The organism is Gordonia sp. NPDC057258 (assembly GCF_042668985.1).
Classification (GTDB): domain Bacteria; phylum Actinomycetota; class Actinomycetes; order Mycobacteriales; family Mycobacteriaceae; genus Gordonia; species Gordonia hongkongensis.
This window is the reverse complement of sequence record NZ_JBHUXZ010000001.1, coordinates 204,595-216,352: the sequence shown is the minus strand read 5'-3', so window position 1 is coordinate 216,352 and position 11,758 is coordinate 204,595. Positions and strand designations below refer to the sequence as shown.

Annotated in this window: 13 protein-coding genes; 8 read left to right on the top strand and 5 right to left on the bottom strand. The window is 66.5% G+C overall.

Annotated features, from left to right (window positions below):
• Nucleotides 1–47 precede the first annotated feature (47 nt).
• Complete coding sequence (locus tag ACFUEJ_RS00975) at nt 48–986, top strand: hypothetical protein (RefSeq protein WP_058252886.1); 939 nt, start codon at nt 48–50, stop codon at nt 984–986.
• Between the two features lie 36 nt (nt 987–1,022).
• Nucleotides 1,023–1,430 (top strand): hypothetical protein, encoded by a 408-nt coding sequence (locus tag ACFUEJ_RS00970; protein WP_058252885.1) that lies wholly within the window; start codon nt 1,023–1,025, stop codon nt 1,428–1,430.
• Nucleotides 1,431–1,433: 3 nt separating this feature from the next.
• Here the strand turns inward: ACFUEJ_RS00970 and ACFUEJ_RS00965 are convergent, their stop codons facing one another.
• Entirely contained in the window at nt 1,434–2,006 is a 573-nt protein-coding gene (locus ACFUEJ_RS00965; protein ID WP_254661172.1) for a GNAT family N-acetyltransferase, read from the bottom strand.
• Nucleotides 2,003–3,487: a hypothetical protein gene (locus tag ACFUEJ_RS00960; RefSeq protein ID WP_388027024.1), complete on the bottom strand. Its 1,485-nt coding sequence runs from the start codon at nt 3,485–3,487 to the stop codon at nt 2,003–2,005. The genes ACFUEJ_RS00965 and ACFUEJ_RS00960 overlap by 4 nt, the downstream gene beginning before the upstream one ends.
• Nucleotides 3,488–3,654: 167 nt before the next feature.
• Here ACFUEJ_RS00960 and rpsF point away from each other — a divergent pair, with 167 nt between their 5' ends.
• From rpsF to rplI, 4 genes are all read left to right on the top strand, one after another.
• Nucleotides 3,655–3,936, top strand: a complete 282-nt coding sequence (rpsF, locus tag ACFUEJ_RS00955) for a 30S ribosomal protein S6 (RefSeq protein WP_058252882.1) — start codon at nt 3,655–3,657, stop codon at nt 3,934–3,936.
• 114 nt (nt 3,937–4,050) lie between these two features.
• Nucleotides 4,051–4,572 carry a single-stranded DNA-binding protein gene (locus ACFUEJ_RS00950; RefSeq protein ID WP_058252881.1) on the top strand — a complete coding sequence of 174 codons (522 nt, stop codon included), beginning with the start codon at nt 4,051–4,053 and terminating at the stop codon, nt 4,570–4,572.
• 86 nt (nt 4,573–4,658) lie between these two features.
• Nucleotides 4,659–4,916 (top strand): 30S ribosomal protein S18, encoded by a 258-nt coding sequence (rpsR, locus tag ACFUEJ_RS00945; protein WP_004020662.1) that lies wholly within the window; start codon nt 4,659–4,661, stop codon nt 4,914–4,916.
• Nucleotides 4,917–4,934: 18 nt separating this feature from the next.
• A complete protein-coding gene (gene rplI, locus ACFUEJ_RS00940) occupies nt 4,935–5,390 on the top strand; it encodes a 50S ribosomal protein L9 (RefSeq protein ID WP_058252880.1) in 456 nt (151 codons plus the stop codon).
• 82 nt (nt 5,391–5,472) lie between these two features.
• Here the strand turns inward: rplI and ACFUEJ_RS00935 are convergent, their stop codons facing one another.
• Complete coding sequence (locus tag ACFUEJ_RS00935; RefSeq protein WP_065629487.1) at nt 5,473–6,135, bottom strand: hypothetical protein; 663 nt, start codon at nt 6,133–6,135, stop codon at nt 5,473–5,475.
• Nucleotides 6,136–6,704: 569 nt separating this feature from the next.
• Between ACFUEJ_RS00935 and dnaB the strand changes: the two genes are divergently transcribed.
• Nucleotides 6,705–8,933: a replicative DNA helicase gene (gene dnaB, locus ACFUEJ_RS00930; RefSeq protein ID WP_065629486.1), complete on the top strand. Its 2,229-nt coding sequence runs from the start codon at nt 6,705–6,707 to the stop codon at nt 8,931–8,933.
• A gap of 169 nt (nt 8,934–9,102) precedes the next feature.
• Nucleotides 9,103–10,383 (top strand): nitrate/nitrite transporter, encoded by a 1,281-nt coding sequence (locus tag ACFUEJ_RS00925; RefSeq protein ID WP_288813823.1) that lies wholly within the window; start codon nt 9,103–9,105, stop codon nt 10,381–10,383.
• Between the two features lie 11 nt (nt 10,384–10,394).
• Here the strand turns inward: ACFUEJ_RS00925 and ACFUEJ_RS00920 are convergent, their stop codons facing one another.
• The gene (locus tag ACFUEJ_RS00920; RefSeq protein ID WP_288813844.1) at nt 10,395–11,255 is read right to left on the bottom strand and encodes an LLM class F420-dependent oxidoreductase; all 861 of its coding nucleotides are present in this window, start codon (nt 11,253–11,255) and stop codon (nt 10,395–10,397) included.
• Between the two features lie 127 nt (nt 11,256–11,382).
• Complete coding sequence (locus ACFUEJ_RS00915) at nt 11,383–11,571, bottom strand: hypothetical protein (RefSeq protein WP_288813825.1); 189 nt, start codon at nt 11,569–11,571, stop codon at nt 11,383–11,385.
• Nucleotides 11,572–11,758 lie beyond the last annotated feature (187 nt).

Here is an 11,758-nt window from a genome sequence, read left to right as displayed (position 1 = left end):
ACCGAACGCGACGGAACCGAACCGGGCCCCGCTGCGTCCAAACGACCATGAAGCACACCACACTCGCTCTCCCCGACGATCTCACCGACTGGCTCTCGGCGGGCGACCGGGCCGCCGAACTGCACTCCGACACCGTCGCCGTCGACCGGCAGTGGTGGACGGACGCGCTCGCCGAACACGGACTCCCGGATTCGTTGCTCGGCAACAAGATCAGCAGAGCAGACCTGTTCGCGCTGGGGTCTCGGGCCACCGACTCGCCCGACGACGCGATTGCGTTGCTGTGGAACGTCGTCGCGTTCTGTCTCGGCCGCCGCACCTCCGACGGCAAGAAGCGGATCGCCGCGGTGTCCGCTGACCGGAAGTACCTCGGCGGGCTGCTGAGAGACGCGGCCGAGACGGGCCGCGAGGAGCCCGGCGCGGCGTATGCAATGCTTCGGCCCGACAAGGGCGGCAACATGATCGAGCGTCTGGGTCCGGCCGGTTTCACCTGGTTTCTCTACTTCGCGGGCGCCGGGGAGCCGAAACATCCGAGTCCGGTCCTCGAGAGCAAAGTGGCCAGGTCGCTGCGCCGTGCCGGCTGGCGGGACCTTCGCGAGTCGACGTGGACCGCGGCCGACTACGTCGCCTACTCGAAGGTCGTCGACGGGTGGCGTGCGGATGCGGGCATCGACCGCAACGACGTCATCGTGCGGGGCCTCTTCGCCATCTCGCCGCCGAGCGGCTGGGATCATCCGTGGCAGGCATGGGAACGACAGACGTGGGAACGCGAGAACTGGGTGAGGGGACCGTTGACGACGGACGACCTGCGCGCCGTACACCGCTGGCTGTCCACGCTCGCCGCGCTCACCTCCAGATCGGCTGCCGCACACGAGGAGTTCGAGCGGCTGGGGCACAAGATCAACACCGCACTAGGAGGCGAGGTCGGTGAGATCAGGGCGTCGCTCGAGGGCGATCGCTACCGGCACTCCTACCACGGGGAGTACTGACGGTTGGGTGACCGCTCCGGTGGGTAATGACGGATCATGTCGGATACCGCACCACACATCTCGGACGACACCGCGGAAGCGGTCGGCAAGGTGGGGGAGGCGCTCGAGTACATCGAGCGCGCCCGCGGCCACCTCTATTCGTTCCACCAACTCATCGGACGCGGCGATCTGCTGCTCGGCGAAGCAGTGGACGAATTACGAAAGGCCGGACACGGGGAGTTTGCCGACGAGTTGTCCACCGAGTTGGTGGGTCGCAACGTTCTCGAGGGGCGCTGGACATTCCAGGTCGTCGAGGAATTCGACGACACCTACTGGGGCCCGTTGCGTGAGTACGTCAACCGGGTTCGAGCCGACCTGACCGACGGCCAGCGACACGTGCACGAGGCGCGGATGAAGGAAGACCGGCGCACCCAGGGCCATCCCGAGCACACCGCGAATCCCTAGGCCTCAGACAGAGATTCGTTGTAACAGGCGATCTCTCGCCGACGGCCACTCGTCGTCGGTCATCGCGTACAAGGCTGTCGTGCGCCAGCCGTCGCCGAATCGGCGGTGCTTGCGCAGCAGACCCTCGAAGTTGGCACCCAGTTTGGTGATCGCGGCGCGGGACTGAGTGTTGTTCTCGTGGGTGTGCCAGGTGAGGCGGACGGCGCCGCGCTCCTCGAACGCATGGCGCATCAGCAGGAACTTGGCGGTGGGGTTCACCGCGGTTCCCTGGACGCGTTCGCTGTAGAAGGTGTACCCGATGCACGCGGCCCGGTTGGCCTCGTCGATGTCGTAGAAACTCGTCGACCCGACGACACTGCCGTCGGTGTTGTCGACCACGGCGAACGCCACCCGGGACCGGAGCGCCGAGTCGACGAACCGACGGGCGCTGTCCTCGTCCGTCGGCACTCCGGGGACCCACCGGAATCGGGTCGGGTCGTCGACCACGCGCGCCAACGGTCCGATGTCCTCGATGCTGATCGGTCGCAACGTGACTCGTCCGTGCACCAGGGGGCCGGTCGCCAACCAGGAACTCATGACGAGCCTCTCGCCATCGCGTCTCGCGGCGGGTGCCGGGGTGCGTCAGCGGACCCCTGATCGGTGGCATCGTGCACGTGTGCGGCCACCCTGGAGGCCAACGGTTCCCGGAGCGGGGTCCGCGGGAGGGTCACGATCAGGTAGGCCAGCAGGGCGGCGTGCACCCACACCGAACCGGCGACGCCGGTGACGATCCACCACGGCAGCGGCTCGCCGGCATCGCGGATCGGGAACAGCCGGAAAATCGTCAGGTCGAGGGCGAGGTCGGTGAGCAGATACGTCAGGATCACCGACCACCGGACCTTCATCAGAACGAAGAACGGCAGGATCCAGAGCGTGTACTGCGGGGAGTGGACCTTGTGGAACAGCATGAAACCCGCGAGCATCGCGCCGCTCACGCCGATCCAGGGGAAGGTGTCGACGCGGTCGAAGCGGCGCCACCCGAGGTACATCGCGACCCCGAACGTCGTGAGGATCAGCAGCGGCGACAGCACACTGACCAGCGAGTGGTAGGTGTCACCGGTCCCGGTGAGATAGCGCAGCCCCCAGTACCAGATGGAATTGGTGTCGACGTCGGCTCGTCGTCGACTCTGGAACGACAGCGCCGCCTTCCACCCGTCGAATCCGAGCACCATGAACGGCAACTGGATCGCGACCACGGTCACGACGGCAGCGCCCGCTACCCAACCGGCGCCCGTCCAGTCGAGACCGCCGCGGGCGTCTCGTCGTCGTTCGACCATGCGCGCTCCGCCGGCTCCGCGGGTGAGAACGTATGCCGCCAAAGGTAATACGAAGATCCCCGGGTAGAGCTTGAGGCAGAATCCGATCGCGAGCAGAACCGCCGCGATCACCGCGCTCGTACGAAGCGGCAGTCGTCGTCCACGGGTTACGGGGTGGACCGACGCGCCCCGTGCCATCACGGCGACGGCCCCGACGGCGGTGGCAACGACCGGGAGTTCCCAGTTGTGGAAGGAGTACAGCACCAGCGGAGGTGTTGCGGCCCAGAGCAACGCCCACCAGCGCACCATCGATGCGAGCAGCACGGTGATCGCGAAACCGAACGGCGCCAACAGGAGCGCGGACTGGGTGAAGAACTCGGTGTCGGTGTCGGCGCCGACCGCACCGGCGAACATGAGCACGCCGGAGAGGACCGGATATTCGACGACGCCACCGAACAGGGTGCCGTCCGATGTGATCCCACCGTGGATGTAGGGAAAGACGTGGGTGTTGATGTCGCGACCGAGCCAGAGATACATCAGGTCCGAGTAGCAGGGGATCACCGCGTCCGGATCGCCGGTCGGCCAGTTGTCGCTACGTCCGAGTGCATCGAACGGGGCGCCGCCGCACCGCAGCTTCGCCTGGAAACTCCAGAACATCGTCGCGGCTGTCGCCAACACCGAGACGAGGACGATCACGGCCGTCTCACCACGGCCGGAGAGCCGCGCCGACCACCGGCCCGGGGTTGTCCGCCGCTCCGACATGGGCAACAGCGTAGGTGGTCCCATGATGTGTCGCCGAGGCGGCCCGCGACCACGGATTTCTCTGCGAACGGGCAGGTCATGTATCTTGGACCGGTTGCCGACGCAGGCGACCCTCCTGCCACGGACAGTCCGTGGCCGACCTAGCCCATAGGAGGTGATGTGGTCTTATGCGTCACTACGAATTGATGGTCATCCTCGATCCGAATCTGGACGAGCGCACCGTCGCACCCTCACTCGATACTTTCCTCAACGTTGTCCGTAAGGACGGCGGTTCGGTGGACGGCGTCGACATCTGGGGCAAGCGCCGACTCGCCTACGAGATCCTCAAGCACAACGAGGGCATCTACGCCGTCATCGATCTCAATGCCGAGCCCGCCACGGTCTCCGAGCTCGATCGTCAGCTGAAGCTGAACGAGTCGGTTCTGCGCACCAAGGTCCTGCGGAAGTAATCCACAGGGTTTCTTGATCGTGTGAAGACGTCGGTACCGGGTTCTAGGGTTGAGCCCAGAATCCGGTGCATGTCGATCAGCGAGTGCCCACCAACGACCCGAGGGGAAACACACATGGCAGGCGACACGGTCATCACCGTCATCGGCAATCTGACCGCCGACCCGGAATTGCGGTTCACGCCGTCCGGCGCAGCGGTTGCCAACTTCACGGTGGCTTCCACCCCGCGAACCTTCGACCGCCAGACCAACGAGTGGAAGGACGGCGAAGCGCTGTTCCTCCGCTGCAACATCTGGCGCGACGCCGCGGAGAACGTGACCGAAAGCCTGACCAAGGGCTCCCGGGTGATCGTGCAGGGACGGCTCAAGCAGCGGTCCTACGAAACCAAAGAGGGTGAACGACGCACGGTCGTGGAACTCGAGGTCGACGAGATCGGCCCCTCGCTGCGCTACGCCACCGCCAAGGTCAATCGGGCCTCGCGCGGCGGTGGCGGTGGCGGCGGTGGATTCGGATCGGGCGGCGGCGGTGGCCGCGGCGGTGGTTCGAACCAGCAGGTTGCCGACGATCCCTGGGGCAGCGCGCCTGCCAGCAACAGCGGGGGATCGTTCGGCGGCGGGGACGACGAACCACCTTTCTGATATCGGTCGGGGCACGATGATCCGCCCCGAACAGCCCGGGAACGGCAGCGACCGTCCCCGACAGCATTGACTGGAGCAACACACACATGGCAAAGGCAAAGCCGAGCCGGAAGCCTCGCGTCGAGAAGGTCACCAAGACCAAGGCGTGCAGCTTCTGCAAGGACAAGAAGGCCGTCATCGACTACAAGGACACCGCGCTGCTGCGTCGTTTCCTGTCCGACCGGGGCAAGATCCGGTCGCGTCGCGTGACCGGTAACTGCGTGCAGCATCAGCGCGACGTCGCTGTGGCAGTGAAGAACTCGCGTGAGGTGGCCCTGCTGCCCTTCACCTCGACCAGCCGATAAGCGGAAGGATCAGTTGACATGAAGCTCATCCTCACCGCCGCCGTGGAGAACCTCGGCGAAGCCGGCGACATCGTCGTGGTCAAGGACGGCTACGGCCGCAACTACCTGCTGCCCCGCGGCCTGGCCATCAAGGCCACCCGCGGCGCCGAGAAGCAGGTCGAAGGCATCCGTCGGGCACAGGAGGCCCGCGAGGTCCGCGGTCTCGAGCACGCCAACGAGCTGAAGCAGGCCCTCGAGGGCCTCGCCGACGTCTCGCTGGACGTGAAGACCCACGACTCGGGCAAGCTCTTCGGTTCGGTCACCGCGGCAGACGTCGCCGGTGCCATCAAGACCGCGGGCGGTCCGACCCTCGACAAGCGCAGCGTCGAGCTGCCCAAGGGGCACATCAAGGCCACCGGTAGCTACCCGGTCGTCGTCAACCTGCACCCGCAGGTCTCGGCGACCGTCCAGCTCGCCGTCGTCGCCGCGAGCTGACCTCAGCGTTCTACATACACAAGGCCGGGTGGAGATCCTCCACCCGGCCTTGTCGTGTCTGTTGAGCGCCTCCGCTGAGCCCCTATTTCGGCGCAGGCGGACTGGCCGGCAGCTGGTTCCAGTACTGCAGTCGCGGCGGAAGGTACTGCGGTGCCGGGTTGGCGCTGTGGTCGACCGCGTTGTTGCCCGGACCGAGGGTGTCCCAGGACGGGAAGAAGAACTTGTGCCAGGCGGGCGTGAAGATGAGAGCGCGGTCGCCGGTGCGGCAGGCGACGGTGTCGCGACGGGGCACGGTGCACGTGACGCCTTCGATGGTGACCCGTTTGCCGACACCGAGGACCGGTGGCCGGAAGCCGCTCTCCGGGCCGAACCGGTAGGTCTGATCGGCACGCGCCCACCACGGGCCCTGCTGATCATCGGAGATCACCGCGCCGGTCGCGTTCGGCGGGGCGGTCGCGGGACGGCCCGCGCAGCCGACGTAACGGTAGCCGGGACCGATCTCGCACACCCACCTACCGGTGGTGAAGAAAGACCGTCCGTTGTCGACATAGGCCAGCGATCGGAAGGTCGTGGGGGCGACCGGCTGATAACGCGACAGATCGAACTCGAGGGGCATCGAGGGGCCTGGCGCGGCGGACGTCGGCGGGGCCACCGCCAGCCCGGCGGCAGCGGTCACGGCCGCCAGCACGGTGACCGCACGACGGACGACGACGGACCTCAACCCCAACCTCGACACGATCGACATTGCATCACACCCGAAGGGGCGTCGTTCGGCGATCGCCGCAGAATCGTGCGAAGCGGCGTCGCCCGCCCGTCTGGCCAGGTGTAACGCAGACCACACCGGATGTTCACCCGAATATTCGCCACGGGGAGTTGAACAGGTGTCCGCAACACGCCCGCAAGACGACGCGCCGAAGAAGTCCAAACGATTTCCAATTACTTGATTGTGGAAATTAGTGAGGGCGCTGACCTGCTAAAACTGTGTTGTTCACACCCTGATTCCTCAGGTTGTCCACAAAGGCTGCACAACTCGTCCCCGCGCAACTCACACACCGTCCACAAGTGTTCCCCAGATCCGTCAACAGGTCGGTTTGAGTAGCGGTCGCAGACGTCCTAGTGTCACGCCTCAGCGTCTCCGCCCGTCTCGGCGCACACGACACTTGGCTGTCGGTGCCACCCGATAGGAAGAGACTGACCAGAACACGACGTCGACACCGGGGACTCGCGACGTGGCCTACCGGGGCCGACACCAGACTCAGAGTCGTACTCATTCGATGTCGGGTGGGATCGAACGTTGCGAGAGGTTTGACACGCGTGGCTGTTGTGGATGACCGCGGGCGCGGCCCCGCCGCCGGAGGGCGAGGCCGGGAAGACGAGATCCCCGCCGAGGACTTCGGTAGGCAGCCCCCGCAGGACCTCGCCGCCGAGCAATCGGTGCTCGGTGGCATGTTGCTGTCCAAGGACGCGGTCGCCGACGTCGTCGAGAAGATCCGCACCGGCGACTTCTACCGTCCGGCCCATCAGGCGGTCTTCGAGGCGATCCTCACCCTGTACTCGAAAGGCGAGCCCGCCGACGCGGTGACGGTCGCCGCGGAACTCGAGCGGGCGGGCGAGCTCAAGCGCATCGGTGGTGCGCCGTACCTGCACACGCTGATCTCCACGGTGCCCACCGCCGCGAACGCCGGCTACTACGCCGAGATCGTCGCCGAGAAGGCATTGCTGCGTCGACTCGTGGAGGCCGGCACACGCATCGTCCAGTACGGCTATGCCGGCGCCGACGGGCAGGATGTCGCCGAGGTGGTCGACCGCGCCCAGGCCGAGGTGTACGAGGTCACCGAGAAGCGCACCGCCGAGGACTATGTCCCGCTCGAGGATCTCTTGCAGCCGACGATGGACGAGATCGACTCCATCGCGTCGCGAGGCGGCATCTCGCTCGGTGTCCCGACCGGCTTCGCCGATTTCGACAAGCTCACCAACGGGCTCCACCCCGGTCAGATGATCATCGTCGCCGCACGTCCTGGTGTCGGCAAGGCGCTCGCGCTCGACACCCCGCTGCCGACGCCCACCGGCTGGACCACGATGGGCAAGGTCGGGGTCGGCGATCTCCTGCTCGATGCCCACGGCCGGCCCACCCGGGTCGTCGCCGCCACCGAGGTGATGACCGAACGGCCCTGCTACGAAATCGAATTCAACGACGGCGCGACGATCGTCGCCGACGAGCAACACCAGTGGGCGGCCGAGATCGACGGCGAGCGGCGGGTCATCACGACCGCCGGCCTGCGGGCGCACGTCGGCTGCGCGGTCGTGCGCAACACCGCGCCGCTCGAGTTGCCGCGCAAGCGGTTCGCGTACGGCCCGTACACGGTGGCGGCGCTGGCCGGGATGGCCTTCGACGATCCCGAGATCAGCATGCGCATCGACGCGGAGGGCCCGGTCGACGTCATGACGCTGATGGCGGACCTCGGTGGCCGGATTCCGTACGAGTATCTCCGTGGTTCGATCGCGCAGCGTCGTGCCCTGCTCGCGGGGTTGCTGGATGCCCGTGCCTCGGTGGACGACGACGGCTGGATCACCGTGCCCGCCGCGACGCGGCACATGACGGCGGTCGTCGCCGACCTCGTGGCAGGGCTCGGTTTCAACTACAAGCGGTCGGCCACGGGGTGGTTGCGCGTCGACGCCGACGAAGACGTGTTCACCGTGCACCACAAGGCGATTCGGCACAAGGAGCTGCGTCGCCGGGCCGGTGTCCGACGCGTCGTCGCCGTTCGCCCCGTCGACCCGGTCCCGGTGCGCTGCGTCCAGGTCGACAACGCCGACCACCTGTATCTCGCGGGTGAAGCGATGGTCCCGACGCACAACTCGACCCTGGCGATGGACTTCCTGCGCTCCGCGGCCATCGGACACGGTCTGACCGCCGCCATGTTCTCGCTGGAGATGAGCAAGACCGAGATCGTCATGCGCCTACTGTCGGCGGAGGCGAAGATCAAGCTCGCCGACATGCGTGCCGGCACCATGAGCGACGACGACTGGACACGGCTCGCACGTCGAATGGGTGAGATCTCGGAGGCGCCGTTCTTCATCGACGACTCACCCAACCTCACGATGATGGAGATCCGCGCCAAGGCGCGCCGTCTCAAGCAGCGACACGACCTGAAAGTCGTTGCGGTGGACTACATGCAGCTGATGACGTCGGGTAAGAAGGTCGAGTCCCGGCAGCAGGAGGTGTCGGAGTTCTCCCGCCAGTTGAAGCTGCTGGCGAAGGAACTCGAGGTCCCGGTGATCGCGATCAGTCAGCTCAACCGTGGTCCGGAGCAACGTACCGACAAGAAGCCCCAGGTGTCGGACCTCCGTGAGTCCGGCTCGCTGGAGCAGGACGCCGACATGGTCATCCTGCTGCACCGCCCCGACTCCATCGAGCGTGACGACCCGCGCGCGGGCGAGGCCGACATCATCGTCGGCAAGCACCGTAATGGGCCCACTGCCACCATTACCGTTGCGCACCAGCTACATCTGAGTCGGTTCGTGGACATGGCGCGGGGGTAGTCGACCGCGCAGAGTGCGGGATTCGTCTCGGTTTCCGGTACAGATACCTCACTCTAGAGTCTTGATCGCGCTCAAAGCGGGGCCCGGACAAGGTCCCACACCCCGTACCGGACAATAGTTAGGTGATCGAAAGAGTTTTGTCGGTGGGACCGGACGGCGAGGCCCAACGATGACCTCGCCGGTCAGTTCGCGGCAGGCGATGACCATCTGGGTCGTCGGGGTCGCGGTCTACTTCGTTGCGGTGCTGCAGCGCTCCTCATTGGCCGTTGCCGGCCTGCTGGCTGCCGAGCGTTTCGAGATCAGCGCTTCGCAGTTGTCGACTTTCGTCGTGCTCCAGCTGCTGGTGTACGCGCTGATGCAGGTGCCGGTCGGGCTCGTCGTCGACCGGTTCGGTCCGCGTCGGGTACTCCTCAGCGGAACGCTGATTCTCACGCTTGCCCAGATCAGCTTCGCGTTCGCGGACAACTACACGTGGGCGCTGTCGTCGCGGTTCTTCGTCGGGGTGGGCGACGCCATGACCTTCGTGTGTGTCCTGCGACTGGTGACGAGCTGGTTCCCGGCGCGGCGGATCCCGCTGATCACGCAGCTCACCGGCGTGCTCGGCCAACTCGGCGCGGTCACGGCCGCCATACCGATGACCTGGGCACTGTCCACCTTCGGATGGAGTCGCGCGTACCTGGCCACCGCTGGGATCGGCGCCGTTCTGCTCGTGGTCGCACTGGTCGTCGTGCGCGATTCCGCGACGGTCCGGTCGGTGCCGGGACCGATGCTCGGGTTGGCCGGAATCCGGCGAAACCTTCGCGAGTCGTGGGATCACCCCGGCACCCGGCTGGGTTTCTGGATGCACTTCTCGACCCACTTCAGCGCCACCGTCCTGGGCCTGTTGTGGGGCTACCCCTTCTTCGTCGAGGGCGAGGGGATGAGCGCCGGTGCGGCGGGTCTGCTCCTGACGATCATGGTGTTCGCCATCATGGCGTTCGGCCCGATCTTCGCGTGGCTGATCACCCGGTGGCCGTGGCACAGGTCGACGCTGGTGTTGGCGGTGCTCGCCGGAATCGCGGCCACCTGGACGGTGGTACTGGCGTGGTCCGGCGGTGCGCCGTTCGCGCTCCTCGTGCTCCTGGTGGTGGTCTGTGGAATGGGCGGTCCGGCGTCGATGATCGGTTTCGATGTCGGCCGCACCTCCAATCCGGCATCGCGGGCGGGCACGGCCACCGGAATCATCAACCAGGCGGGGTTCATTGCCAGCTTGATCCTCGCAGGGCTCATCGGTCTCATCCTCGACTGGCGAACCCCGGACGGGGTCCAGGGATATCCGCCGGAGGCGTTCACCTGGGCGATGTCGGCGCAGTTCATGCTCTGGGGGCTGGGCGCGGTCCAGATCTACCGCTATCGCCGCAAGGGGCGTGCGCGTCTGTTGCGTGAGGAGCCGGAACGGTGGTCGCGCTAGTTCCGTCCGCCTCAGACCGCCCAGCGGTCCGCCAGCTCGTCCAACCATCCCGGCACCGCATCGGAATCCGCGGGCGGTGACTCCACCAGCACCAGTTCGTCGACGCCGAGAGCGTCGAGACCGGCGCGGTCAGCGGGAACCGGATTCCGCAGCGCGACCGCGATGTCGAGATCGGAACGGTCGCGTCCGCTCTCCTGGCGGAACCGGTCGATCGTGCGGATCCGATCAGCCACCGCGTCGACGTCGTCGAGGTTGAATCCGTACCAGCCATCACCCCAGCCGACGACCCGGCGCAACGCCTGATCACTGTTGCCGCCCACGACAAGCGGAATCCGGCCCGCCGCCGGTTTCGGATTGCCCCGGATGCTCTCGAAGGCAGCGAATTCCGAGCGATGTGTGACGATCTCGTCCCGCCAGAGCGCGCGCATCGCCTCGACGTAGGCATCGGTCCGGGCACCTCGTCGGGCGAACGGCACCCCCAGTGCGTCGAATTCCTCACGGGACCAACCGATCCCCACGCCAAGGGTCAGTCGTCCCCCGCTGAGAAGGTCGAGCGACGCGGCCTGTTTGGCCATGATGATCGGGTTGTGTTCGGGGAGCAGCAGCACCCCGGTGGCGAGCCGGATCGTGGTGGTGGCCGCGGCGGCGAAGGAGAGGGCGATCGTCGGGTCGAGCCAGTCCGCTTCGGCGGGAACCGCGATCTTCTCGTCGGGGGTGTACGGGTACGGCGACGCCGGGTCGTCGACCATCACAACATGCTCGCCGCACCACAGTGTGCGGAAACCACGTGCCTCGGCTTCGCGGGCCACGGCGTCGATGATGTCGCGGCGTGCCCCGGTCCCGATGCCCAGAGCGTGTAGTCCCAGTCGCATCATGACTCCGAATCCGTGGGTCGGGTACTGCTCGGCATCGTATGCCTCAGCAGAACAGAGTGAGGGATACGTAACGGTTTCCGACACGGATCCCGCATTTTGCGCTGCGTGGCCTACGTACTGGATCTCAACTCAGCAACAGCCACCCGAATCGCAGGCAGAGCGCGGTGACACCGAGGACCGCCGTCACGATCAGCCACCGCCGGGCGAGCCGTTCGGTGCGCACATGGTCGTCACCGGGCCGCAGGTAGACGTACGCCGCCGTCATCGCGCACCCGGCCGCCGCGGCCCCGACGACGAGCACGAGCGTCAGCATCAACACACCCACCATCATGCCGATCAGCAGGGAGTGGTTTCGACAAGCTCAACCAGCGGGGGCAGCTCAATTAGCGGGGGGCAGCTCAACCAGCGGGGGCAGCTCAACCAGCGGCGAGTGCACAGTCGACGGGTACAGACGAAGTCGGCGCTGCGGCTTCATTCGAAGTCGCAGCGCCGAGTCGAGA